The 25,426-nt window shown below is 72.5% G+C and carries 18 protein-coding genes; 6 read left to right on the top strand and 12 right to left on the bottom strand.

What is annotated here, in order from left to right:
• Nucleotides 1-53 precede the first annotated feature (53 nt).
• Nucleotides 54-428 (top strand): VOC family protein, encoded by a 375-nt coding sequence (locus tag ACFO60_RS14840; protein WP_380840770.1) that lies wholly within the window; start codon nucleotides 54-56, stop codon nucleotides 426-428.
• Nucleotides 429-472: 44 nt separating this feature from the next.
• Here the strand turns inward: ACFO60_RS14840 and ACFO60_RS14845 are convergent, their stop codons facing one another.
• Nucleotides 473-2,986 (bottom strand): DNA gyrase/topoisomerase IV subunit A, encoded by a 2,514-nt coding sequence (locus tag ACFO60_RS14845; RefSeq protein ID WP_380840771.1) that lies wholly within the window; start codon nucleotides 2,984-2,986, stop codon nucleotides 473-475.
• Between the two features lie 542 nt (nucleotides 2,987-3,528).
• Between ACFO60_RS14845 and ACFO60_RS14850 the strand changes: the two genes are divergently transcribed.
• Nucleotides 3,529-5,775, top strand: a complete 2,247-nt coding sequence (locus tag ACFO60_RS14850; RefSeq protein WP_380840772.1) for a RecQ family ATP-dependent DNA helicase — start codon at nucleotides 3,529-3,531, stop codon at nucleotides 5,773-5,775.
• 329 nt (nucleotides 5,776-6,104) lie between these two features.
• On the opposite strand, the gene ACFO60_RS14855 is transcribed toward ACFO60_RS14850, so the two are convergent.
• Nucleotides 6,105-6,998: a carbohydrate kinase family protein gene (locus tag ACFO60_RS14855; protein ID WP_380840774.1), complete on the bottom strand. Its 894-nt coding sequence runs from the start codon at nucleotides 6,996-6,998 to the stop codon at nucleotides 6,105-6,107.
• A gap of 153 nt (nucleotides 6,999-7,151) precedes the next feature.
• Between ACFO60_RS14855 and ACFO60_RS14860 the strand changes: the two genes are divergently transcribed.
• The 3 genes from ACFO60_RS14860 to ACFO60_RS14870 all read left to right on the top strand — a co-directional run bounded on the left by ACFO60_RS14860 (nucleotide 7,152) and on the right by ACFO60_RS14870 (nucleotide 12,190).
• The gene (locus ACFO60_RS14860; RefSeq protein WP_380840775.1) at nucleotides 7,152-10,028 is read left to right on the top strand and encodes a bifunctional acetate--CoA ligase family protein/GNAT family N-acetyltransferase; all 2,877 of its coding nucleotides are present in this window, start codon (nucleotides 7,152-7,154) and stop codon (nucleotides 10,026-10,028) included.
• A gap of 421 nt (nucleotides 10,029-10,449) precedes the next feature.
• Nucleotides 10,450-11,040, top strand: a complete 591-nt coding sequence (locus ACFO60_RS14865; protein ID WP_380840776.1) for a DUF5998 family protein — start codon at nucleotides 10,450-10,452, stop codon at nucleotides 11,038-11,040.
• A 346-nt stretch (nucleotides 11,041-11,386) separates the two neighbouring features.
• On the top strand, nucleotides 11,387-12,190 hold the full coding sequence (locus ACFO60_RS14870; RefSeq protein WP_380840777.1) for a sulfurtransferase: 804 nt from the start codon (nucleotides 11,387-11,389) through the stop codon (nucleotides 12,188-12,190).
• A gap of 102 nt (nucleotides 12,191-12,292) precedes the next feature.
• Here the strand turns inward: ACFO60_RS14870 and ACFO60_RS14875 are convergent, their stop codons facing one another.
• The 7 genes from ACFO60_RS14875 to ACFO60_RS14905 form a co-directional block, all read right to left on the bottom strand.
• Nucleotides 12,293-12,529: a helix-turn-helix transcriptional regulator gene (locus ACFO60_RS14875; RefSeq protein WP_380840778.1), complete on the bottom strand. Its 237-nt coding sequence runs from the start codon at nucleotides 12,527-12,529 to the stop codon at nucleotides 12,293-12,295.
• Between the two features lie 9 nt (nucleotides 12,530-12,538).
• Complete coding sequence (locus ACFO60_RS14880) at nucleotides 12,539-12,946, bottom strand: hypothetical protein (RefSeq protein WP_380840779.1); 408 nt, start codon at nucleotides 12,944-12,946, stop codon at nucleotides 12,539-12,541.
• A 161-nt stretch (nucleotides 12,947-13,107) separates the two neighbouring features.
• Nucleotides 13,108-15,453, bottom strand: coding sequence for a polysaccharide lyase 8 family protein (locus ACFO60_RS14885; protein WP_380840780.1), 2,346 nt, complete (start codon nucleotides 15,451-15,453; stop codon nucleotides 13,108-13,110).
• Between the two features lie 271 nt (nucleotides 15,454-15,724).
• On the bottom strand, nucleotides 15,725-18,976 hold the full coding sequence (locus ACFO60_RS14890) for a CHAT domain-containing protein (RefSeq protein ID WP_380840781.1): 3,252 nt from the start codon (nucleotides 18,974-18,976) through the stop codon (nucleotides 15,725-15,727).
• 20 nt (nucleotides 18,977-18,996) lie between these two features.
• On the bottom strand, nucleotides 18,997-19,917 hold the full coding sequence (locus tag ACFO60_RS14895) for a hypothetical protein (RefSeq protein WP_380840782.1): 921 nt from the start codon (nucleotides 19,915-19,917) through the stop codon (nucleotides 18,997-18,999).
• Nucleotides 19,914-20,435 (bottom strand): RNA polymerase sigma factor, encoded by a 522-nt coding sequence (locus tag ACFO60_RS14900; protein ID WP_380840783.1) that lies wholly within the window; start codon nucleotides 20,433-20,435, stop codon nucleotides 19,914-19,916. The genes ACFO60_RS14895 and ACFO60_RS14900 overlap by 4 nt, the downstream gene beginning before the upstream one ends.
• A gap of 43 nt (nucleotides 20,436-20,478) precedes the next feature.
• Nucleotides 20,479-21,510: a S8 family peptidase gene (locus ACFO60_RS14905; RefSeq protein ID WP_380840784.1), complete on the bottom strand. Its 1,032-nt coding sequence runs from the start codon at nucleotides 21,508-21,510 to the stop codon at nucleotides 20,479-20,481.
• A gap of 200 nt (nucleotides 21,511-21,710) precedes the next feature.
• Between ACFO60_RS14905 and ACFO60_RS14910 the strand changes: the two genes are divergently transcribed.
• Entirely contained in the window at nucleotides 21,711-22,205 is a 495-nt protein-coding gene (locus ACFO60_RS14910; protein WP_380840785.1) for a DUF3145 domain-containing protein, read from the top strand.
• 223 nt (nucleotides 22,206-22,428) lie between these two features.
• Here the strand turns inward: ACFO60_RS14910 and ACFO60_RS14915 are convergent, their stop codons facing one another.
• From ACFO60_RS14915 to ACFO60_RS14925, 3 genes are all read right to left on the bottom strand, one after another.
• Complete coding sequence (locus ACFO60_RS14915; RefSeq protein ID WP_380840786.1) at nucleotides 22,429-23,856, bottom strand: acyl-CoA carboxylase subunit beta; 1,428 nt, start codon at nucleotides 23,854-23,856, stop codon at nucleotides 22,429-22,431.
• A 13-nt stretch (nucleotides 23,857-23,869) separates the two neighbouring features.
• Nucleotides 23,870-25,102, bottom strand: a complete 1,233-nt coding sequence (fabF, locus tag ACFO60_RS14920; protein WP_380840787.1) for a beta-ketoacyl-ACP synthase II — start codon at nucleotides 25,100-25,102, stop codon at nucleotides 23,870-23,872.
• Between the two features lie 79 nt (nucleotides 25,103-25,181).
• Nucleotides 25,182-25,421 (bottom strand): acyl carrier protein, encoded by a 240-nt coding sequence (locus tag ACFO60_RS14925; RefSeq protein WP_184979702.1) that lies wholly within the window; start codon nucleotides 25,419-25,421, stop codon nucleotides 25,182-25,184.
• Nucleotides 25,422-25,426 lie beyond the last annotated feature (5 nt).

A 25,426-nucleotide genomic window follows, 5' to 3' on the forward strand; every position in this document is an offset into this window, starting at 1 on the left:
CCACTGTAAGGTGATCAACGGTGTTGCCGAGTGATGGAGAGAAGGGAGCGACGATGGCGGAGATCGCGCGCATGCGGAACATCGTCCTGGACTGTCCCGACCCCAGGGCGCTGGCCGAGTTCTACTCGTCCGTGATCGGGTGGAAGGTCGCCTACGGGGACGACGAATGGGTGAGCCTCGGCGACGGCGGTTCGATCAGGCTGTCGTTCCAGCGGGCGGAGGGCTACCAGCCGCCCAACTGGCCCAGCTCGGAGCATCCGCAGCAGGCGCACCTCGACCTCACCGTGGACGACCGCAAGAAGGCCGAATCGGAGGTGCTGGCGCTGGGCGCCGTCAAGCACCCGTACCAGCCCGGCGAGGTCGACGAGGGCTTCACGGTCTTCCTCGACCCCGCAGGGCATCCCTTCTGCCTCTGCGACGCAGACTGACGCGCCCGGACGGCGCCTTCGCGAGGTCCGGGCGCGCGGCATGGTCACCGCGGGTCGGCCTCCTCCAGAGGCGTCCGCCGCGGCGAGGGGACCAGAGTGTCCTCGGGCGTGCTGCCCAGCGCCCCGCCGATCGCCGAGATGGGAGCGCTCAGGCGGACGCCCGAGCCGTCGCGGCGGCCCAGTTCCGCGGGAAGCTCGACCGGCTTGCCCGTGGACGACACGGCCTTGATCGGAGCAGGACCCGCCCAGGCGAGGATCAGCGCGTCCTCGCCCTTGAGGAAGCGCTGAGCCCGCACGCCGCCGGTGGCCCGGCCCTTGGGCGGATAGTCGGCGTAGTCGGAGACCTTGGCGCCTCCCGGCTCGGTGCCCGGAAGCGCGGTCGCCGTCCCGGCGACGGTCACGACGCGGGCCTCCCTGCCCGGGTCGACGACGCCGAACCAGATGACCTTCGCGCCGCCGTCCAGCCGGATGCCGGTCATGCCGCCGGCCGGACGCCCCTGCGGGCGCACCGCCGAGGCGGGGTAGCGCAGCAACTGGGCGTCCGAGGCGATGAACACCAGATCGTGGTCCTCGGAGGACAGCTCGACGGCGCCGATCACGCTGTCGCCGGGCTTGAGGCCGATGACCTCGAAGTCGTTGCGGTTGGCCGGGTACTCGGGCACGACCCGCTTCACCATGCCCTGCGCGGTGCCGAGAGCGAGCCCGGCGCCCTCAGGATCGAGCGAGCCGAGACCGACGACCAGTTCGCCGGGATTCAGCGTGACGTACTCGCTGACCGGGTGGCCGCCTGACAGGGACGGCGGGCTGGCCGACGGCGGCAACGTCGGCAGATCGACGACCGAGACCCTGATCAGACGCCCGGCCGACGTCACGACGCCGACCTCGCCCCGCACGGTCGAGCGCACCACCGAGATCAGCACGTCATGGGCCGAGCGTTCGTCGCCGGAACCGAGCGGTGAGGCGTCGGAGGTGCGGGCCAGCAGGCCGGTCGAGGAGAGCAGGACCAGGCAGGGGTCGTCGGCGACCTCCAGCGGGATGGCGCCAGGGGTGGTGACCACCCCGCCCTCCAGCAGGACGGTGCGGCGAGGGGTGCCGTACGTCTTGGAGACCTCGGCCAGCTCGTCGGAGACGACCCGGCGCAGGCGGTCCTCCGAGGACAGGATGGCGGTCAGCTCGGCGATCTCGTCCTGCAGGGTCTGCCGTTCGCGGTCGAGCTCCAGCTTGTCGTACCGGGTGAGGCGGCGCAGCGGCGTGTCGAGGATGTAGTTCGCCTGGATCTCCGACAGCTCGAAGATCTGCATGAGCCGCGTGCGCGCCTCGGCGGAGTCCTCGGAGGAGCGGATGACCTGGATGACCTCGTCGATGTTGAGTAGGGCGACGATGAGGCCGTCGACCAGGTGCAGGCGGTCCTCGCGCTTGCGCCGGCGGTGGGCGGAGCGGCGGCGCACCACCTCGATGCGGTGGTCGACGTAGACCTGGAGGAGCTCCTTCAGGCCGAGAGTGCGGGGCTGGCCGTCGACCAGCGCCACGTTGTTGATGCCGAACGTCTCTTCCATCGGAGTCAGGCGGTAGAGCTCGGCGAGCACGGCCTCCGGGTGGAAACCGTTCTTGATCTCGATGACCAGGCGCAGGCCCTTGTGCCGGTCGGTGAGGTCCTTCAGGTCGGAGATGCCGGACAGCCTCTTTGAGGTCACCAGCTCTTTGATCTTGGTGATGACCCGCTCGGGACCGACGTTGAAGGGCAGCTCGGTGACGACGATGCCCTTGCGCCGCGGGGTGACCTGCTCGATGGTGGCCTTCGCCCGCATGCGGAAGGTGCCGCGGCCGGTCTCGTAGGCGTCCCTGATGCCCGCGAGGCCGATGACCGAGCCTCCGGTCGGCAGGTCGGGGCCCGGGACGAAGCGCATCAGCTCGTCCAGGGAGGCGTCCGGCCTCCTGATCAGGTGGCGGGCGGCGGCGATGACCTCGACGAGGTTGTGCGGGGCCATGTTGGTCGCCATGCCGACCGCGATGCCCGCGGCGCCGTTCACCAGCAGGTTGGGGAAGGCGCTCGGCAGGACCGTGGGCTCGGTCTCCTGGCCGTCGTAGTTGGGCTTGAAGTCGACGACGTCCTCGTCGATCGACTGCACCATGAGCATGGCCGCCGGGGCCAGGCGCGCCTCGGTGTACCGCATGGCGGCGGGCAGGTCGTCGGGAGACCCGAAGTTGCCGTGGCCGTCGACCAGCGGCAGCCGCATGGAGAACGGCTGCGCCATGCGCACGAGCGCGTCGTAGATCGCGGTGTCGCCATGGGGGTGGAGCTTGCCCATGACGTCGCCCACGACGCGTGAGGACTTGACGTGTCCCCGGTCGGGGCGCAGGCCCATCTCGCTCATCGAGTAGAGGATGCGGCGCTGAACCGGCTTCAGCCCGTCGCGCGCGTCAGGGAGCGCGCGCTGGTAGATCACGGAGTAGGCGTACTCCAGGAAGCTGGTGCGCATCTCGGTCGAAACGTCGATGTCGACGATCCGCTCCTCGAAGTCCTCGTCTTGCGGGGGTGTGGTAGTCCGTCGGGCCATATCGAACATTGTGCCGAAGCTGCGAGGTGCTCCGCGACACGAAGCCCTTTTGCCCACCTCCGGCCACCCTCGAGATCGCCTCGCATACCCTCCTTTGACCCCGCCCTGCTGACGCGCTTGGCTCCCGTTCCGTGCCTCCGCTGGTCTTCGGTCTCCGATCGCCTCGCATGTCCTCCCTTGGCCTCGCCCGTGTCGGCGCGCTTGGCTTCGTCTCCCGTTTCGTGCCTCGGCTCGTCTTCGGTCTCCGATCGCCTCGCATGTCCTCCCTTGGCCCCGCCCGTGTCGGCGCGCTTGGCTTCGTCTCCCGTTCCGTGCCTCCGCTCGTCTTCGGTCCTCATGCGGTCTCGGCCGGACGGATCCTTCCGCTCGTGTTGTGCTTGTAGAGGGCGCCGCGACGGCGGGAAGTGGTACGGCGAGGCCGGCGCCTGGTGCGGTGGGGCACCCGGCCTGCACGCTGGGGATGACTTGGTGGACGATCGCGAGTTGTCCACAGGTTGGCGTCGACGGCCGAAAACGTCGCTCGGACCTGGTAGCAAGGAGCCATGGTTGACGAGAGTGGCCTGAGGGCCGAGGCCGAGCGCAGGCTGCGCGCCCTTGCGGGCGATCAGGCGGTTCTACGCGACGACCAGTGGTCCGCCATCCGGGCCTTGGTCGTCGACAGGCGGCGCGCGCTGGTCGTGCAGCGCACCGGGTGGGGCAAGTCGGCGGTCTACTTCATCGCCACCGCCCTGCTGCGGGCGCGGGGCGCGGGGCCCACGGTCATCGTCTCGCCGCTGCTGGCGTTGATGCGCAACCAGATCTCCGCCGCCGAGCGCGCGGGCGTGCACGCCGCCACGATCAATTCCGCGAACGCCGACGAGTGGGACACCGTCCATGCCGAGGTCGAGCGCGGTGAGATCGACGTGCTGCTGGTCAGCCCCGAGCGGCTGAACAACCCTGACTTCCGCGATCAGATTTTGCCGAAGCTCGCCGCCGGCGCCGGGCTCGTCGTCGTGGACGAGGCCCACTGCATCTCCGACTGGGGTCATGACTTCCGCCCCGACTACCGCCGGCTGCGCACCCTGCTGGCCGACCTGCCGCCGGGCGTGCCGGTGCTCGCCACCACCGCGACGGCCAACGCGCGGGTCACCCGAGACATCGCCGAGCAACTCACCCCCGTCCCCGGAGACCTCGCCGACCATGCCACTTCCGTCTCCGGAGACCTCGCCGGCCGGCTCGCCCCAGAGCCTCAGGATGCCGCCGAGCGCGTCGCCTCCACCGGCCCACACGACGCCCCGCCCCCGGGGCGATCCGGCGAGCGAAGCGGCGCCAACGGCACTCCGGCCGGAGACACGCTGGTGTTGCGGGGGCCGCTCGAACGCGACAGCCTTCATCTCGGCGTCGTCCGGCTGGGCACGGCCGAGCAGCGGCTCGCCTGGCTCGCCGAGACGCTGCGTGAGCTGCCGGGTTCGGGCATCATCTACACCCTCACCGTGGCCGCCACCCAAGAGATCGCCGCCTACCTCCGCGACCAGGGGCACGTGGTGGCGGCGTATTCCGGCCAGACCGACCCCGCCGAGCGCCTCGCCGCCGAGCAGGCCCTTCTCGCCAACCGCCTCAAGGCCCTGGTCGCCACCTCCGCGCTCGGCATGGGGTTCGACAAACCCGATCTCGGGTTCGTCATCCACGTCGGGGCTCCCGCGTCGCCCGTGGCGTACTACCAGCAGGTCGGCCGGGCCGGGCGCGGTGTCGAGCGCGCCGAGGTGATCCTGCTCCCCGGGCCGGAAGATCGCGACATCTGGGCCTATTTCGCCTCGCTGGCCTTCCCTCCCGAACAGGTCGTGCGAACCACCCTCGACACCCTGGCCGATCAGGGGACGATGTCCACGGCCGGGCTTGAGCCCCGCGTCGATCTGAGCCGCAACCGGCTCGAGATGATGCTCAAGGTCCTCGACGTGGACGGCGCGGTCAGGCGGGTGAAGGGCGGCTGGCAGGCCACCGGTCTGCCATGGGAGTACGACACCGACCGATACGCCCGGGTCGCCGCCGAGCGCGCGGCCGAACAGCGGGCCATGCTCGGCTACATCTCGACCACCGAGTGCCGCGAGCAGTACCTCAGACACCACCTGGACGACGACACCGCGCATCCCTGCGGTCGCTGCGACAACTGCACAGGGGTGCACCGCCCGGTGGAGATCGCCTCCGCCGCGGTCCGCCAGGCCCGCGAACGGCTCCACCGCCCGGGGGTGGACGTCGAGCCCCGGCGCCAGTGGCCCACGGGCCTCAAAGAGCTCGGCCTGTCCGGCCGCATCCGCCCTGAGGTGGCGGCGGAGCCGGGGCGTGCCCTCGGCCGGCTCACCGACATCGGCTGGGGCAACGTCCTGCGCCGGCTGCTCGCCGAGGGGGCGCCCGACGGCCCGGTGCCGGACGAGGCGTTCGACGCCGTGGTCGCGGTGCTGAGCGCGTGGCAGTGGGCCGAGCGGCCGGTGTCGGTGGTCACCATGCCGTCGGTCACCCGGCCGGTGCTGGTCTCCACCCTGGGGGAGCGGGTGGCCGCGATCGGCCGGCTCCGCCACCTCGGCTCCCTGACCTACCAGCACGGTCCCGCGGGACGCCAGCACAACAGCGCCCAGCGGGTCCGTGCCCTGCGGGCCACGCTGGCGCCGCCGGACGCCGACGTCTCCGGCGGCCCGGTGCTGCTCGTGGACGATCGCATCGACACGGGCTGGACCATGACCATCGCGGCAGTCCTCCTCCGCCAGGCCGGCGCCCCCGCCGTCCTTCCCCTGGCCCTCGCCACCACGACATGACCAGCCGGCGCGGCCCTCGTGCCCGGGGGAGTCACAGGCGGAGGTGAGGTACCGGGCCACGTGCCTGACCACGCGGCGTGCCCGACGCCTGGGCGGCGAGTGGGCAAGCGCGCACAGGCGTGAGACGGTACGCGACTCGTGCCCAGAGGGAGTGGATCGGAGCCAGGGCGAGCGACGAGACTCGTGCCCAGGGGGTGGTGGGTCAGAGCCGAGGGGGTGGTGGGTCAGAGCCGTGGGCGGGCGTGTACAGGAGTGAGACGGCACGCGACTCGTGCCCAGGGGGGCGTACTGCTGCCGGCTGGACTCCGCCCGGCCTGCGCCCCGGTGGGTCAGAGGCGGGGGCGGGCGCCCAGGTTGCTGATGGCCTTGGCGGCCAGGGCGTTGCCCGCGGCGAGCGCGTCGGCCGGCTGCTTGCCCTCCAGCCACGGCTGCAGGAAGCCCGCGGTGAAGGCGTCACCCGCGCCGGTGCCGTCCACGATGCGCTCGATGTGGTCGGCGGGCGCGCGCACGGGCTCGGCCCGGTTGTTGGTGTACCACAGGGAGCCCTCGGCGCCGAGCTTGATCACGACCTGCGGGAACCAGGCGGTGAGCACCTTGGCGGCCGAGGCCGGGTCGTCGCGACCGGTCAGGACCTTGGCCTGGGCGTCGTTGGCGAACAGCAGCTTGGCGCTGTGGGTCCACTCGAGGAACGGCTCGGCGCCGGTGCGCTCGAGCGGAGCCGCGGAGGCGCAGTCGATCGAGATCGACATGCCGGCGCGGCGCGCGTGGTCCAGAGCGGCGAGCCCGGCGTCGCGCGAGCCGTCGTTGAGCAGGGTGTAACCGGAGACGTGCAGGTGACCGCCCTGGGCGAACAGATCACGAGGAAGGTCTTCCGGCGACAGGGCGGCGTTGGCCCCCGGGTCGGAGAGCAAGGTGCGCTCGCCCTTGTGGGTGACCAGCACGACACAGGTGCCGGTCGGCCGCTCGGGATCCATGACAAGGCGGGCGTCCACGCCGTAGCCCATGAGCTCCATGTCACGGTTGCGGCCCGTGATGTCGGCGCCGCGACGGCCGACGAACGCGACCTCGGCGCCTTCGACGGCAAGCCAGGAAGCGATGTTCGCCCCGGAGCCGCCACCGTGCATCGTGACGACGGCGGGAGTGTCGCTTGCCCTGGCGAGAGGGTAGCGGGCGCGTGCGACCGCATCGGTCATCAGATCGCCCACCACGACAACCCGGGTCATGATGTCACCACCTTGCTGGCACTACAGGAGGCTGCTGACAGAAAACCTAACAGCTTCAAGCCGGGGCGTGGGGCATAGAGCGGACACCCGTGCACAGTCGATGCACAAGCGTTGCCCAACGAATCGGACAGAAGGCCGCTTACCCTCATCAATGTGGAACCTCACTACCCGGCCCACCTGGAGGCCGACGTCGTGCTCGCCGACGGGGGCACCGTGCACGTGCGCCCGATCCGGCCCGAGGACGCCGACATCCTCCGCGCCTTCTACTCCCGGTTGTCGGAACAATCCATCTACTTCCGGTTCTTCGGCCCGCGTCCGCGACTGTCGGACCGGGAGGTGGCCTGGTTCACCACCGTCGACTACGTGAACCGGGTGGCGCTGATCGCGACGCTCGGCACCGAGATGGTGGCGGTCGTCCGCTTCGACCGTCTGGACCAGCAGGACACGGCCGAGGTGGCGTTCCTCGTGGAGGACGCCCACCAGGGAAGGGGCGTCGCCTCGGTGCTCATGGAGCACCTGCGGGCCGCGGCGCGGGAACGCGGCATCAGGACCTTCATCGCGGACGTGCTGCCGTCCAACACCCGCATGACGGCCTTCTTCCGCCACGCGGGCTACACCGCGCAGAGCCAGTTCGAGGACGGCGTCGTGCGGATGACCCTGGACCTGGCGACCACCGAGACCTCACGCGAGGTCACCATGGCGCGCGAGCACCGCGCCGAGGCCCGGTCGATCGAACGGCTGCTCACCCCCACCTCGGTCGTCGTGGTCGGCGCGGGCCGCGAGGCGGGCGGCATCGGCCAGACCGTGCTGCGCAACCTCCTCGGCGCCGACTTCAACGGGCCGGTGTACCCGGTCCACCGCGAGGTGCGCGCGGTCGCCGGCGTCCGCGCGTACAAGAGCGTCTCGGCCATCGACGGGGACGTGGACCTGGCCGTGGTCGCCGTGCCCGCCGACGCGGTGCTGGACGTCGTCGAGGAGTGCGCGGAGAAGGGGGTGAAGGGCCTGGTCGTCGTCTCCTCCGGTTTCGGGGAGACGGGGGCGCAGGGCCGTGCCCGGCAGGACGAGCTGGTGCGCATCGCCCGCGCGTACGGGCTGCGCGTGGTCGGGCCCAACTGCCTCGGCATCGCCAACACCGACCCGAAGGTGCGGCTCAACGCCACCCTGGCCGCCCGGCTGCCCGGCAGGGGACGGGTGGGGTTCTTCAGCCAGTCCGGCGCGCTCGGCACCGCGCTGCTCCAGCGGGTGGCCCAGCGGGGCATGGGCATCTCGACGTTCGTGTCCGCCGGCAACCGGGCCGACGTGTCGGGCAACGACCTCCTGCAGTTCTGGGAGCAGGACCCGGCCACCGACGTGATCCTTCTCTACCTGGAGTCGCTCGGAAACCCGCGCAAGTTCGCCCGGCTGGCGCGGCGTACGTCCCGTGAGAAGCCGATCGTCGTCCTCAAGAGCGGAGGCGTCACGCAAGGGGTGCCGGTCGGGCACGCGGCGCCGGTGCTGGGACTGCCGGACACCGCGCTGAGCGCGCTGTTCGAGCAGGCCGGAGTGATCCGGGTGGACGACCTCACCCAGCTGTTCGACGTGGCCCAGTTGCTGGCCTACCAGCCGCTGCCCGAGGGGCCGAGGGTCGGCGTCGTCAGCAACTCCGACGCGATGGCGCTGCTCGCCGCCGAGGCCTGCGTGGCGGCCGGACTCGAGCCGTGCCCGCCCGCGAACCTGGGCGCCCACGCCGGGGCGCTCGACTACCGCAAGGCGCTCGCGGACATGGACTGCCAGGTGGACGCCATCGTCGCGATCTACATGCCGCCCGTCCCCGGCAACGCCGCCGAGGTCGCGGCCGAACTGGTCCGGGTGGCGAAGGAGACCGGCAAACCCTTTCTGGCCACCTTCGAGGGCCGCATGGGCATACCGGACGAACTTCGCATCCCAGGGGAATGCGGGGACCCGTGCAAGGGGTCCATCCCCTCATATCCGGCGGCCGAGGAGGCCGTCCGGGCCCTGGCCCACGTGGTCCGCCACGCACTCTGGCGCAAGACCCCGCTCGGCACGCCCCCGGACCTCGAGGGCGTGGACACCCCGGCGGCCAGAGCGGTGGTGGAACGCATGCTCTCCTCGCCCCGCGAAGAAGAGGTGCGCGTGCTCTCCTCGCCTTCGGAAGAGGGACGTGCGCTCCCTTCGCCGGGAGAAGAGGGACGCGGGCTCCCTTCGCCGGTAGAAGAGGGACGTGCGCTCCCTTCACCCGGCGAAGAGGGACGCGGGCTCCCTTCACCCCGGGAGGAGGAGCCGCCTTCCGCCCGGCCGCCCCTGACCGGATCAAGATCGGCCGGGCGCCGCGGAACGTCGCGGACGCCGGCCCCGGCCGCCGGGTCGCTGGAGATCGACGCCACCGAGCTCCTCGCGTGCTACGGGGTGCCGGTGTGGCCGTCGGAGGTGGTGTCCTCGCCCGAGGACGCCGTCGCGGCGGCCGAAGGACTCGGCTGGCCGGTCGTGGTGCGGGCCGCCGACCCTGAGGCGTCCCACCGGGCCGGCACGGTGCGCCTCGGCCTGTCCGACCCCGGCGGCGTGCGGCGGGCGTACGTCGACCTCGCCGGGCGGCTCGGCGCCGAGGTGACGCTGTCGGTCCAGCGGATGGCGCCGCAACCGGCCGTGGCGACCGTGGTCCGGGTCGTGGACGATCCGGATTTCGGCGCGGTGGTGTCCTTCGGACTCGGTGACATCACCGCCCGCCTGCTCGGCGACGAGGCGTTCCGGCTCGCGCCGCTCACCGTGGAGGACGCCGCCGCGCTGGTGCGGTCCGTCCGCGCCGCTCCGTTGCTCTTCGGCCGGTACGGGTACCCGCCCGTGGCGGTCGAGGCGCTGGAGGATCTGCTGATCCGGGTGGGGCGGCTGGCCGACGAACTGCCGGAGGTGGCGCGGCTGGTCCTCGACCCGGTGCTGGTGGGGGAGGCGGGGGTCAGCGTGCTCGGCGCCCGCGCCCTGCTCCGCGGCAACGTCGGCCCGCGCCCCGACCGGGGCCCACGGCGCATGAGGTGAGCGGCAGCCCCGACCGGGGCCCCGGCGCATGAGGTGACGGCGGCCTCCGACCGGCCCCCGGCGGGCTGAGGTGACGGCCGCCCCGGCCGGTCCCGGCGGACGAGGTGACGGCCGGCCGCGGCCGAGGGGCACGTCCGGCGTGGGTCGTGGTGACCGGCCGGAGCTCCATGGTGACGGGTGCGCCGGAGCTCCATGGCGACGGGAGCTCGGGTGGGCTTTTCATGGTCCGGCGGGCCGCGGGTGGCCCGCTCGCCCTGGGCGTACAACGCTGTCCGCGAACGTGACGCGAGACGTCTGTTGTGGTGGAAGCGACGAATGGTCGCAGGCTCGGTGATCCGGCATAGGGCATCCCCGGCCGGACGGGGTCAAGCTGGACGTCCATGAGGTGAAACACCATGCCGAGACAGGGCAGGATGGACCCATGAGGGAAACCCGAGTCTCGGCCGCTGGCTTGCGCGAGGCTATCGAACGCAGTGGCTACTACCCCGATCTCGTGGCCGACGCGGCGGAATCCGCGCTGGGTAAGGAGCAGGTGACGGCGTTCGTCGTCCACCATGAGGCCACTTTCGATCCTGCGATGGAGGTCCGCAGGCACGTCACCGTCGTGATCCTCTCACCCACCAGGCTTTTGGTGTGCCACACCGACGAGCACCCGCCCGCCGACGGCATGCCCACCTCCCACGCGTCCACGACCACAGAGGCGGTGCGCCTGAGCCGCGTCCAGTCCGTAGCGGTCACTCGAGTGGTCCCCGACCCCGCGGCGTACGTGCCAGGGGTTCCGCCGACCGAGGTGACGCTCACCATCGGCTGGGGCGCGATCTCCCACGTCGATCTCGAGCCGGCCACCTGCGGGGACGAGAACTGCGACGCCGACCATGGCTACACCGGCGCCATCACCGCCGACGACCTGTCGCTGCGCGTCAGCGAGGCCGCCGACGGACCGGAGGCCGTCAGCAACGTCCTGGCCTTCGCCAAGGCCCTTTCCGAGGCGACGGCCCGCTCGGCGAGCTGACGCCCCCGGCCTCCGGCGCGGCGCCCGCCGCGATCCGGGACCGATGACCGCATGAAGTGACCGTTTCGAGTGACCGCCCGCTGGGACGCCGAAGCTCGCCGGAAGCCCGGTTCTCCTTCGGGCGGATCACCGTCGATCCTTCATAGGGGTGCCACAGACGACACGCGGATCACCTGGTGTCGCGGTGTCCGGCGTGGTTGACTCCGGGGACGGTGGACCGTCGGTGGAGGCCGGCGACTCCGGAGCCGGCCATCATCGGCGGCCGGACCGCCGACCATTCGCAGACAAGGAGGCAAGGGGCTACCTCCCATGGCCGCGAAGGCCGGGTGTCCGCCCCGGAATTCCGATGAGCCCGTTGATCAACCCTGATGACCTTGGCGATTCCACACTCCTCGATGTGCGGTGGCGACTGGTCGGCACGCCCGGCATCGAGTCCTACCGCGAAGGGCACCTGCCCGGGGCCGCTTTCTGCGACCTGGACCGCGACCTCGCCGCTCCGCCGGGGGCCGGCGGTCGTCACCCGCTGCCGGACGCCGCAGCCTTCCAGGACGCCATGCGGCGACTCGGCGTGTCAGGGTCCCGGCGGGTCGTGGTCTACGACGAGGCCGACTCCACGGCCGCGGCCCGCGCCTGGTGGACGCTTCGCTACTTCGGGCACCCCGACGTGCGCGTGCTCGACGGCGGCTACCGGCGGTGGGTCGAGGAGGGCCGCCCGGTGACCAAGGAGGAGCCGGTGGTCGAGCCCGGCGACTTCACCGCGCGCCCGGGCGGCATGCCGATCTTGGACGCCGCGCAGGCGGGCCCGCTGGCCGAGGAGGGCGTGCTGCTCGACGCCCGTGGGGCCGAACGCTATCGCGGCGACGTCGAGCCGGTCGACCCGGTCGCCGGCCACATCCCCGGAGCCGTCAGCGCCCCGACGATGGACAACGTGGACCCGTCCGGGCGGTTCCACCCGGCGGAGTTCCTTCGCGAGCGTTTCTTCTCCTTGGGGGTGACGCCGGAGGTGCCGGTGGGCGCGTACTGCGGTTCCGGTGTGACGGCCTCCCACGAGGTGCTGGCGATGGAGATCGCCGGCGTCCACGCCGCCCTCTACGTCGGCTCCTGGTCCAACTGGGTCACCGACCCCTCCCGCCCCGTCGCCAAAGGCTGACCCCTTCGCGCCTCGCGCACCCGGCACCCTCACCTCGGGCACCCATGAGGCGAGGGTGCCGGACGGCTCGCCGCCGTACGGCGGTCGATTCGCTGGCGGGTCCTACTTGTGCGGCGGCCGCTCGGCCGGGGCGTCCGTCGTTTCCGCCCGGTCAGGACGGAAGATCTCCTCGATGGTCAGGCCGAAGACGTCGGCGATGGTGAACGCCAAGGGCAGGCTGGGGTCGTACCGCTCGGTCTCGATGGCGTTGATGGCCTGCCGGGAGACGTGACACCGGTCGGCCAGGTCGGCCTGGCTCCACCGGCGAACTGCGCGCAGTTCGCGTAGTCGGTTCTTCATGGTGCGCCGTCACCGGTTCAAACGGGTACGCAGGTCCGCGATCAGCTGCCAGAGCGCCACGCCACCGAGGAGGATCAACTGCGCGAGCTGATGGAGCCGGATGATGCCCGCGGCATCGAGCAGGGTGGCCACCTGCAGCGCCACGAGGACCGCGGCGAACGCGATGGCCATGCTCTCCAGCTGAATCCTGCGCAGGTATTCGTCCGCGCGCCGGAATGCCCGTAGCAGCACCCACGCCATCGCGAGGGCGAACACTGTGGTGATCGCGATCCACCAGGCCTTCTGGGCGGTGCTCTGATCGGGGTTGCTGCCCAGGGCCAGAGCGATGCCGCCCAAAGTGACCACGGGTATGCCGTCGATGAGCACAGCGCGGCGGGCCGCACGTGTCACCTGGTCCTGTTCTACCTGCTTTGCCATGACCTGAATGTAAGGTTTCCCTTCCATCAGGTCAAGTGACCCTGACTCGACGGAAGGGAAGCCTTACATTCTGGTGACACTGCGTCGGCGCCGCGGCGATGAGAGGTGGCTCGGCGGCCCCGGCGCCGCCCTATGACGGGTGACCGGCGAACGTTCGCGGATCACCGCCGGCCGAGTCGTACGGTGATCGTGTGTGAGGAGCCCAGCCGGTCGGCCAGGCGTCCGAACGTGAGCCCGAGCGTGTCGCCGGTCCGGGCATGCGTGAGCAGCGGATGTCCGTGCAGCACCTCGGCCACCGGCCGGTCCCACGTCACGGCGAGCCGGTCCAGTTCGCGGCGCGGGTCCGCCACGGTGACCGTGGCCGTGCCGTCGTCGCGCTCCCTGACGAGGACGGCGCACGGGGCCGAGGCGGCCAGCCCGCCCGCGGTCCCGCCGGTCCAGAAGTTGACGGCGGTGATCCCCAGCGAAGGGACATGGACGGCCTGCAGGCGGGCGGTGTTGGCGAGCACGCGTGCCCAGCCGGGGTCGGTGGCCCGGGCCCGGGTCGCCTCGAGGCTCGCGCCCGGCAGGAGCAGGTACACGTAGCCGGCAGAGACGGGGTCCACGCCGTGGTCGAGCCAGAGCGTGACGTAGCTCCGGGCGACCGGCTCGGGGCCCTCGCTCGTACGTCGCTCGCGCGACGTGCGCAGTGAAGCGCCCCCGGGCAGGACGTAGCCCCCGTGCCCGGCGATATGCGCCCACGTCTCCACGCGCGCCACACCCGTGTCCGCCACTGCCGCGTCCGCCGCGTCCGCCGTGCTCGCCGTCGTCAGGGCCGCGTCGGTCCGGCGGTTGTCGATGACGGTCTCGATCGGCACGCCGTCCCGGGCGGTGATCCCCGCCCCCAGGCACACCACCGCGTCGTCGAGGAAGAACCAGGACTTCAACGCCTCCATCGTGCTTTCCAGGCCGTTCAGGTGCTGGCCGGCGGTGGCGTACAGGCCGTCGGTGGCGCCGCCCACCCAGCGGCCCGGCGGGCAGGTGCCGCCCCACGCCTCACCGGCGCCGTCGGCCAGCCGCCGGGTCGAGACGGTCGTGCCCGGCAGACGGTAGGGGTCGACGGTGACCCAGAACGAGTCCGAGTATTGATCGCCGTGGCCGTCGGCCCACCAGTAGAGCATCCCCGAGCCGGTGTGCCAGCCGCGCAGGTTCTCGCCGTTGCCGTGCTCGTAGTGGCCGATGCGCGATGACGCCATGCTGAGCCCCGCGCACCAACCCGGCCTGCGGTGGACGGCCCGCGCGCTCATCGCCATCAGCCGGTGCCCGACGGGCTCCGCGGCCGCCTCGACGGCGTCATCGGCCATGATCGCGGCCAGGCGGGCGTGGAAGCCGAGGTCGCGGGCCGCGGCCGTCCGGAGCATGGGAACGCAGGTGTCGCGCCGCGCCCACCCTTTCACCATGGCCTGCCAGCGGGCCCGCTCGCCGTCGGACGCGGACTCACCCAGCAGCAGGATCGCGGAGGCGATCTCGTGCCCCCTGCCGTGGTCGCCGTACGGTCTCCTGGCGACTCCGCGGCCGCGCACCATGTCCATGCAGAAGCCGTCGTGGATCACGGGTGCGAAGGACCTCTCGACGCTGTCGAAGACCACCTGCGCGTCCGGATCGGCGATCTCCCAGGGCGAGCCGCGCAACACCGCGAACAGGGTCGAGAGGCCGGACAGCAGCGATGCTCCGTACGCGCCCTGATAGGGGACGGAAGTGTGCTGGACGAAAGACCCGTCTCGGTAGAACCCATCGCCTTCCTCGACGTAGGGGAAGACGGGCGACAGAGCCGACACGGCCAGCGCGGCCTTCTCGGGGTCGGAGCTGATGATCGCGCGCAGCAGCATGACGATGCACAGGTCCACGCGGTTGGCCCCGGTGCTGGTGCCCTTGTAGGAGGCGAGGCGGCGGCCGGGGACGAAGTGATCCACAGCCTCCCGCAACGCGACGCTGTGAGGTTCGGTCAGATGCGAGCCGATCAGCACGGCCGCGTCGAGGAGCTTCTTCGGCACGCCGATGTGCCAGATCCACCAGTTGCCCACCTCTTCGGCGTCCGCCGCGTACACGCGCCGCCGATAGTGGTCGATGCCGGTGGCGACCACGGCGGCCATGCCGGCGTCGCCGGTCACTCCGGTGCCTGGCAGGGCGTAGGCGCGGGCCATGGTGCGCAGCCGCGCCGGAGTGGTGGCGAACGACGGGAACGGCTGGTCGGGCCACAACCAGGCGTCCGACGGCGCCATGGCCTCCCCGTAGCGGACGGCCGTCGCGCCGATTTCGGCCAACTGGGCGCGGTACGGCTCGGCCGCGGGGTCGAACCCCGAGCCCGCCGTCACCTCACGCCACCGGCGGCGGAGCATGGCGAAGTGGCCGGAGAACGGGCCGGTGAGGCCCCCGCCCCCGCCGGGCGCGGCGGACGCCGGGACCAGCGCGCCGAACGCGGCGGCGCCGCCGAGCCGGAGGAATGATCGCCTGCTACGCCCGCTCACGCCTGGATTATGGCGTGTTCTAATCCCCGCCGTCCGTGCTCCGCGGTCCGCCGCCCCCGTCCGTGGCCCGGGGCCCATGGTCCGCCGTCCCCGTCCCCGTCCCCGTCCCCGTCCCCGTCCCCATCCCCATCCCCATCCCCGTCCGTGGTCCGCCGCCCCGCCGTGCGTGGTCCGCCGTGTGCCGTGTGCCGTGTGCCGTGTGTTCTCCGCCGTGTGCTGTCCGCCGGCCGCTCTGGCGCGGCGAGCGGTCCGCGACGGGAGAAGGTGAGTGCTAGGTGCCGTGTAGGGGTGGCGGGTCGCCGAGGGAGCCGAAGCAGGCGAAGCCCTGCACCCCGGTCTTGTGGGACGCGACGGCCAGTGCCTCCGCCGGGCCGTGCCCGCGCACCAGCAGGCCGTGCAGAAGCGTCATCAGGGCCAGCGCCTCGTCGTCGCGCACAGGGACCAGCCCGGCGATCACACAGGCCGTGTCCTGGTCGAGGAAGGCGCCCGCCAGCCCCAGGGTGGTCCCGTCGACCGGGGCGTGCGCCATGCCCGCGTCGCAGGCCGACAACACGGCCAGCCACGGTGTCCGGCCGAGTCCCAGCAGGTCGTACGCCATGAGGGGACCGTCGTCGAGGGCGATGCGGGACAGCAGCGGGCTCCGCGCCGAGAAGAATCCGTGAGCGGCGATGTGCACGATCTCCGCCCGCCCCAGTGCGTCGAGCACGTCGGCCGTGCCGGCGCGGACCCGCACCGCCGTCTCCTGACAGGTACGGACGGCCTCCCGGCACGCGCCGGTGGTATCCCGACAGACGCGGACGCTTCCCTGACAGGCGGGGACGGTTCCCGAACAGGCGCGGACGGCCTCCTGGTGGTCGGGGACGGTCTGCGAACAGGTATGGGCGGCGTCATGGCAGGCGGGGATGGTTTCCGGACAGGTATGGACGGCCTTTTGGTAGGCGGGGACGGTTCCCGGGCAGGTGCGGACGGCCTCCTGGTAGGCGGGGACGGTTTCCGGACCGGTATGGGCGGCCTCCTGGCGGGAGCCGGTGGCTTCGCGGCAGGTGCAGGCGGCTTCCTGGTAGGTGCGGACGACCATCGCGGCCTCCGCGCGGGCGTGTTCCAGTCCCGGCCCCGCCACGGCCGCCACCAGCGGCGCCCGGTGGCCCGGAGCCGGACGGCGGGAGGCCGCGTCCAGCCAGGCGCCGGCGCTCGCGGCCACGCAGATCGCCCGCCCGCGGAACGGCGGCAGCGCCGCCCACGGCAGCGTGTGCAGCGCGCCGGTCGGCACGATCACCGCCGGGCGATCGCCGATGTCGCGGGCCAGTGGTGCGAGGAGTCGCGCGGCCAGGTCCTCAGACTCCCGGGCGACCCCGCAGAGCCCGGCGCCGGCGTCCCGCAGGCCGGCTCGCCGGAGCCCGTACCTCAGCCGGATGGTCGCCTCGGCCGCCGCCGTGTACGAGCCGAGACGACGTAGCACGCGACGTTCCGCCGTGACGACCACGGCCGCGAGCAGGTCGTCGTGCCGTACCAGCTCGATCAGCGCGGCCCCGCCGAGTTCGGCGGACAATCGTTCCGCCGACAGGGCCTCCCCGGCATGTCCCCGCGCGACCGCGCGCCAATGTTCGGCCCAGCCGAGGACGGTGTCCGCCCGCCCGTCGCGCAGAGCCAGCGACAGGCCGAAGCCTGCGAGCCGCTCACCGGCCCGCAGGGCATGGGCCCGGACTCCTGGATCGCTCAGCTGCTCGCTTCCCGCGGCGGCCTCACGAAGCCCCTCGCGAAGGGCCGAGAACGCGCCCGCGAGGTCTCCGCCGAGGCTGTGCCGTAGCGCCAGAGCATGGTGCCGCACCACGCGATGCGCTCGCCCGGCCGCCGCCGGCCCGTCGATGACGAACTCCAGATCGTCCGCGACCATGCTCTGTACGGTCGGCGCCGTGTCTCGCCCAGCGGTCCCGCCCGTGGCGCGGGCGCCCGACCCGCTGCTCCCTGGGCCGGCGTCCTCTCCATCGGCGCATCCCGAAGAAGCCGGTGGCACCGCCGCGATCGAAGGCGATCCGATGGCCGGGGTGAGCCCGGCCGGGATTGGGAGTGGTCTGGTGGGCGGGTTGGGTTCGGTGGGGGTTGGGAGCGGTGCGGTGGCAGGGGTGGATTCGGCCGGGATCGAGGGTGGGGTGGTGGGGAGGGTGAGTTCGGCGGCGGTCAGGCGGAGGGCCGCGGCGGGCGCGGGCCATCCGTGCGCGGCGAGCCGGGCGGCCAGCGCCCGCGCCTCCTCCGCCAGCCGATGGGACGGCCCTTCGACGGCGATGCGGGCCCGCAGGGTCACCTCGTCGGCCAGCGGCACCCACGCGTCACGTCCCTGCCCGGCCAGCTCGCCCGCCGCGGTCTCCGCGGTCACCCGCGCCTGGTGCGGGTCGCCGACCAGGAGCTCGACCTGGGCCAGCAGCAGCCGCGACTCGGCGAGGGCGACGAGGGAACCCGTGGCCGCGAGGTCGGGGACGGCTTCCCTGAGCAGCGCGCGTGCCTCCCCGGGCAGATAGGCGGCGAGCAGAGCGCCCGCGAAGTCGGCGCGCATCGCGGCGAGGCGTTCGGGATAGCCCGCCAGAGCCCGCTCGGCGGCCTGATGGCCGGCGAAGGCGGCGGGGATGTCCCCGCGCCGGGTGGCCACGAACGGCAGGTTGGCCTCGGCGAGGGTGGCGATGTGATCGAGCCCCGCGTCGCGTGCGACGGCCACGCAGGCCGACAGGTCGCGGGACGCGGCGTCGTAGTCTTCCAGGTAGGTGTGGGCCAGGCCGCGGTTGAGCAGGGCCCCGGCCAGGAAACGCGGGTCGCCGGCGCCCGAGAGCCGCTCGACGGCCCGGTCGCACTGGGCCACCGCCTCGCGCGCCCGGCCGAGGCGGACCAGCGCGACCGACCGCTGGACGCCGAGCCGTGCCTGGTCGAGGCCGTCCAGCCCGCTCTCCGCGAGATCGGCGATCTGAAGGGCGCCGACGGGGTCGCCGAGGTCGGCGCGGACCGTCACCAGCGACATCCGGGCCTGGGCGGCGCGCCCGGCGAGGTCGCCGGCCACGGCGATGGCCTGGTGCAGGTGGTCGGCGGCCGGTGTGAGATGCCCGAGTTCGCGGGCGGCGAGCCCGAGTGCGCGGTGCGCGATCGACTCGGCCTCCCGGCAGTTCCGCGCCCGCGCCTGGTCCAGGACGGCCAGCGCGCGCTCGCGCGCCCGCACGGGGTCGACTCCCGAGGTTTCCACGGCCTTCTCCGCCGCGGCCGTCAGGTGTGCGGCCTCCTGGGCCGGGATGGACGGCGCGTGTTCGCGTGCCCGTAGGGGAGCGATTCCTGAGGCTTCCACGGCCTTTTCCGCCGCTGTGGCCGCGAGGTGCGCGGTCTCCAGGGCTGGGGTGGACGGCGCGTGTCCGTGTGCCTGTAGGGGGTCGATTCCCGACGTCTCCAGGGCTTCCTCCGCTGCGGTCGCCAGGTGCGCGGTCCCTTGGACCGGGGCGGGGGCGCCGTCCGCGGCGTCGGGGCGTTCTTCGTCCAGGGTGGGCATCTGTCGGGTCTCCGATGGCTTCACGGCCGGATGCACTGCCAGCGGGTCGCCACCGGGGGATCGCCGAGGCGGTGGCAGACGATGCTCACCCATCCGTGGGGCAGGCCGGTGATGGCGAAGCTCCCGATCTCGGTGGGGGAGCGGATCTTGCTGATGTGCGGAGTGCGGATCTCGACACGGGCCCCCTTGCCCGGCGCGGGGCGAACCTGGCCGGCGAGGTCGAGATGGGAGTCGCACACGATGATCTCGACTTCGATGGTGAGCCCGCCGGCGGCGAAGCGCAGCAGGCGCGGCTCACCCTCAGCGGCGTGCCCGTCGGAGCGGACCCCGGCCGGCGGCCTGGCCGGCGGGAACAACGGCCGGGCGTCGGAGAACAGCCCTGGTCTGAACAGACTCCCCGCCCCGGCCGCCGGCCTGCCATTGGACAGGGGCCCGCCGGGGGGTGTGGTGCTGTCGAACGAAGAGCCGTCAGGAGGCGTTGCCGTGCCGTTGGACGGGGACCCCTCAGGGGGCGTCGCCGTGCCGTTGAACGGAGAGCGGTCAGGGGGCGTCGCCGTGCCGCCGGACGCGGCCCCGTCAAGGCGCCTGCGGGCATTGCCGTCCGCCGGATCGTCTCCGGTGCCGTCGCCCCCGGAGGCGCCCCTGAGGTGGCCGTCCCGGGTGTGGCCGCCCGGGGCGCTCCCGGTGTGGCCGTTCCCTGAGGCGCCCCCGGAGTGGCCGTTCCCTGGGGCGCCCAAGGTGTCGCCGTTCGCCGGGGCGCCCCCGGTGTCGCGGGGAGGTGGGCCGCCGGGGGCGGTGTGGGCGGAGACCAGGTCGGCGATGACGGCGCCGGGAAGACGGAGGGCGTACACGGCGTGAGCGTCCATGATCACCCGGTCCGGCACGGGATCGGCGCCGGCGGCCAGGCGCAGAGCGGCCAGAAGATGCTCGTCTTCGGTCAACGTTCGTCCTCCATCAGGGACCGCAGGCGCTTGAGACAGCGGATGCGGGTAGGTCCGATGCTGCCGATGGGCATGTCCAGCCGCCGGGACAGCTGCGCGTAGCTGGCGTCGGGCACCATGACGATCAGGCGCACCAGCGCCCGGCACGGCCGGGGGAGGGTGTCGACGGCGGCCCAGAGCCGACGTCCCTGATCGTCGCTGAGCATCGCCGCGGCGGGGTCGTCGCCGCCCGGCGCGGGGAGGTCGGCGGGCAGGCCGGACGGCCGGTCGCCCGCCCGCCTGCGGCCGATGCGCGCCGCCTCGTGCCGGGTCGTGGTGATCAGCCAGGCGCCGACGCGCTCGGGGTCGCGAATGGTGTGCAGGCTTTCGAGCAGGCGGAGCCAGGCGGCCTGCACCGCGTCGCCGGCGTCGGCGGGGCCGAGGCCGGCCGCGCGGGCGACGGCCCACATGCGGCGCCCGAAGCGGGCGACGAGGTCGCGCCAGGCGGTCTCGTCGAGAAGGTCGAGGTCATAAGGCATAAGAACACTTCGCGTGATGGGGGAAACGCGCTCGGTGAGCAGACTAGCGAGGACCGGGGACGTGGACCCCGAGATCGGGAAATCGCCTGCCGCCGGTCGCGCCGAGGACGTGCCGTGCCGCGTCGCCGGGGGACATGCGCCGGGCGGCGCCGGCGATGGCTCCTGCCACGACGGCGGCCGCGAACGACGTGCCGCTCCACGAGGCATAGCCGTCGAACGGGTGAAAGTCCACGAAACTGCTGGTCAAGGCTTCGCCACGCGCGCAGGCGTCCACCCAGGGGCCGTAGGCGGAGAACCGGGCGCGGGTGGTCTCGGCGGAATCGAGGGCGCCCACCGCGATCACGCCGGGCAGCGCGGCCGGCCAGAAGGGCCGCGAGGAGGCGGTGTTGCCCGCGCAGGCGACGACCACGGTGTCCGGGAGCGCGGCGAGCGCCCGTTCCACAAGCGGCGAGGGCCGGTCGTCGTAGGTGTGGCAGCCGAAGGACAGCACCAGGACGTCGGTGTGCGCGTCGCGCAGGGCGCTCAGCGCCCGCAGCACGCCGGCCTCGTCGCCCACGCCGTGGCTGTCGAGGACCCTGACCATGCGGAGCCGGGTTCCCGGGGCCTGGCGCAGCAGCAGGCCGGCGATGAAGGTGCCGTGTCCCGCCTGACCGTCGAGAAGCCCGTCGCCATCGGCGTCGAGGACCTCCGCGGGTTGTCCGGGGAACCAGTCGGCCTTTTTGAACCAGGGGTGCGGGGCCACCCCGGTGTCCAGCACGGCGGCCGTCACCCGGGACGGTTCGCCGCCGTCGCAGGCGAGGGCGGGCGCGGGCAGCGGAGCGCCGCAGGGGCCCCCGAAGAACAGCGGCTGGCCGACGACGACATGGTTGGGCGAGGCTTCGTGGCCCTGGTCTCGCAAGGTCGCGGCGATCTCGCAGGGGTCGGCCCCCGGCGCCAGCCGCAGCGTGAAGACCCCGTCGGTGTACTCGGCCGACTGGGTCCATCGTCCCGCGGCGTCAGGCGAGCGGGCGAGCAGGACACCTGGGCGGATGAAGGCGCGGCGGCCGGGGAGGTGCTCGACGGCCTGCACGTTCACGGGGGCTCCCGGGGGGTTCGCATAGACACGGCAATCACGGAGTGCATCTTTCCCCATGCGCAGAGTTGCCAAGCGTGATTAGGTATGACCCGGCTCTGGTGCCCCGCCACGACGGACGGTAGTCTCTCCCTCAGTCACTTGTGATCATCCCAGTATGAGGACGTTGGGGAAGGCGCACCTCGTACGAAACGGGAGGTCCGGTGTCTGCTCGTGGCGTGCTGTACGTCCACTCGGCTCAGCCCGCGCTGTGCCCGCACATCGAATGGGCGGTCGCGGGTGTTCTTGGCATACCCGTCGACCTGTCGTGGACCCCGCAGCCGGCCCAGCCTGGCACTGTGCGCACACAGGCCGAGTGGGAAGGCCGTCCTGGCGTGGCCGCGGCGATCACGTCGTCGCTCATGGGCTGGCAGCGCATCCGTTTTGAGATCACCGAGGACGCCTCTCCGGGCGTCGACGGCTCACGACATGCCTACACGCCGACGCTCGGCGCCTTCACGGCCATGATCGGCGTGTCCGGCGACATCATGATCCCCGAGGACAGGCTGCGCAACGTGATGTTGATGGCGGCCCAGGGCCGGGCGGTCCTCGAGGACGAGCTGGACAAACTGCTCGGCAAGCAGTGGGACGAGGAACTGGAGCCGTTCCGGTACGCGGGCGACGGCGCCCCCGTGCGGTGGCTGCACGCCGCCGTGTGACAGCTCGCAGGCGCTCGCAGGCGCTCCGCAGGCGCGGAGCGCCATGAACGCGGAGCGCCATGAACGTGGAGAAGACCCCGCACCGGTACTCCGGTGCGGGGTCTCCGTTCATGGCGCGAGCCCCGCGTTCACGGTGTGCGCACCGTGTTCACCATCCGGGCCCCGCACGGTTCGCGTCCGCGGCACACCCCTGGCCCGGCGGCATCGCGCCGGACCGGCGGGGTCACAGCGGGATGTTGCCGTGTGAGCCTCGGGCGGGGGTCGCCTGGGCCAGGACCTTGGCGATGGCGCTGCGGGTCTCGGCGGGCTTGATGACCTCGTCGATCACCCCGATCTCGATGGCGCGGTCGAGGCCACCGGAGATCTTCTCGTGCTCCTCGGCCAGCCGCGTCTCCAGGGCGGAACGCTCCTCCTCGGGGGCGGCGGCGATCTCGCGCCGCTTGAGCACGCGCACGGCGGCGAGCGAGCCCATGACGGCGACCTCGGCGGTCGGCCAGGCGAACACCTTGGTGGCGCCGAGGGCCCGGGAGTTCATCGCGATGTACGCCCCGCCGTACGCCTTGCGGGTGACCAGGGTCACCCGCGGAACCGAGGCCTCGGCGAAGGCGTGCAGGAGCTTGGCGCCGCGCCGCACGACGCCGTCGTGCTCCTGGCCGACGCCGGGAAGGTAGCCGGGGACGTCCACCAGGACGACCAGCGGCACCCCGAAGGCGTCGCACATGCGCACGAAGCGGGCGGCCTTCTCGGCCGAGGTGGAGTCCAGGCAGCCGGCGAGCCGCATCGGGTTGTTGGCGATGACGCCGACCGTGCGGCCGCCGAGGCGGCCCAGCGTGGTGACGATGTTGGGCGCCCACTTGGGGTGCAGTTCCACACCCGGCTCGTCGAGCAGGCCGTTGACCAGCGGCTGCACGGAGTACGCCCGGCGCACCTCGTCGGGCAGCAGGCCGGAGAAGTCGACGTCCTGCACCGATTCCAGGCGGACGCGGCTCTGGTGGCCGAGCAGCACGGCCAGGCGCCGTGCCTGCAGCATCGCGTCGGCGTCGGTCTTGGTGACGACGTGGACCACGCCGCTGCGCTTACTGTGCGGATCGGGGCCGCCCAGGGCGGCCATGTCGATCTGCTCGCCGGTGACGCTGCGCACGACGTCGGGGCCGGTGACGAAGATGCGGCCCTGGTCGGACAGGATCACAAGGTCGGTGAGGGCGGGCCCGTAGGCGGCGCCGCCGGCGGCGGGGCCGAGGACGACGGAGATCTGCGGGACCAGGCCCGAGGCCCTGGTCATCGCGGCGAAGACGCGGCCCACGGCGTGCAGGGACTCGGCGCCTTCGGCCAGGCGGGCGCCGCCGGAGTGCCACAGCCCCACGATCGGCACGCGCTCGCGGACCGCGACGTCGTAGGCGTGCACGATGTGCTCGCAGCCTGCGGTGCCCATGGCGCCGCCCTGGACGCGGGCGTCGCTGGCGAAGGCGACCACGGGCACCCCCTCGACGCGGCCCATGGCGGCGAGGGCGCCGCTGCGGTCGTCGGCGGGGGAGAGCAGGTGGAGGGTGCCCTCGTCGAACAGGGCGGAAAGACGTATATGAGGGTCGCGAGGGTCGGGGGGCTCCTCTTCGGAGACCCGGGCCGCCACCTCGTTGTCGAGCACAGTCACTGGCGCTCCAAACTCAGACGCTGGCGAAGGCGACGGCGACGTTGTGGCCGCCGAAGCCGAACGAGTTGTTGATCGCGGCGATCTGGCCATCGGGGAGCTTGCGCGGCTCACCGCGCACGATGTCCACCTCGACTCCTTCGTCGAGGTTGTCGACATTGATGGTGGGCGGTACGACGCGGTCGTACAGGGCCATGATCGTGAAGACCGACTCGATGCCGCCGGCCCCGCCGAGCAGGTGACCGGTCGACGACTTGGTCGCCGTCACGAGCGGGTGGTCGCCGAGGATCTCCTGGATGGCCACCGCCTCCACCACGTCCCCCGCGGGGGTCGAGGTGGCGTGCGCGTTGACGTGCCTGATGTCCCCGCCGGTGAGGCCGGAGTCCGCAAGGACCTTGCGGACGGCGCTTCTGATGCCCGCGCCCGTCGGCTCGGGCTGGGCGATGTGGTGGGCGTCGGCGGAGTAGCCGACGCCGGCCGCCTCGGCGTAGACGCGGGCGCCGCGGGCGAGGGCGTGCTCCTCGGACTCGAGGACGATGATGCCCGCCCCCTCGCCGAGGACGAACCCGTCGCGGTCGACGTCCCAGGGGCGGGAGGCGTGCTCGGGGTCGTCGTTGCGCGTGGACATGGCGCGCATGGCGGCGAAGGAGGCGATGTTCAGCGGGTGGATGGCGGCTTCGGTGCCGCCCGCCACGACGACGTCCGCCCGGCCCGACTTGATCATCTCCATGGCGTAGCCGACGGACTCGGCGCCGGTGGCGCAGGCGCTGACGGTCGCGTGGACGCCGGCCGTGGCGCCCAGCTCGATGCTGATCCACCCGGCGGAGCCGTTCGGCATCAGCATGGGGACGGTGAAGGGCGACAGTCGCTGCCAGCCCTTCTCTTTGTAGGTGTCGTAGGCGGCGAGGATCGTGGTGATGCCGCCGATGCCGCTGCCGACCACGACGCCGAGCCGGTCGGGCGCGACCTTGGGCGTCCCGGCGTCCCGCCAGGCCTCCCGGGCCGCGATGAGCGCGAACTGCTCGGCGCGGTCGAGCCGGCGGGCCTCCGGCCTGGGCAGGACCTCGCCCGGCTCGACGGCGGCCTTGCCGGCGAACTTCACCGGTACGGTGTCGAGCCAGTCGTCGGTGAGGGGCCGGACGCCCGACCGCCCGGCGAGGAGCGCCGACCAGGACGAGGCGACGTCTCCGCCGAGGGGCGTTGTCACGCCGAGCCCGGTGACAACGACACGAACCCGATCTCTGCTCACTTGATGCGCTCCTTGTGATTCGACCTCAAGCATGGGGGGCTCAGACGCCAGGCCGGGGGGCCGGACGCCTGAGGTGGATCTAGTTCTGGATGAAGTTGATGACGTCCTTGACGGTCTTCAGGTGCTTGAGCTGGTCGTCGGGGATCTCGACGCCGAACTCGTCCTGCGCGGCGACGGCGATCTCGACCATGGAGAGCGAGTCGATGTCGAGGTCGTCCACGAAGTTCTTCTCGGGGGTGACCTCGGCCGCCGGGATGCCCGTGATCTCGTTGACGATCTTGCCGAGGCCCGCGAGGATCTCCTGCTCGGTCAGTGCCATGTCGC

This window comes from Sphaerisporangium dianthi (assembly GCF_042654065.1).
GTDB classification, from domain to species: domain Bacteria; phylum Actinomycetota; class Actinomycetes; order Streptosporangiales; family Streptosporangiaceae; genus Sphaerisporangium; species Sphaerisporangium dianthi.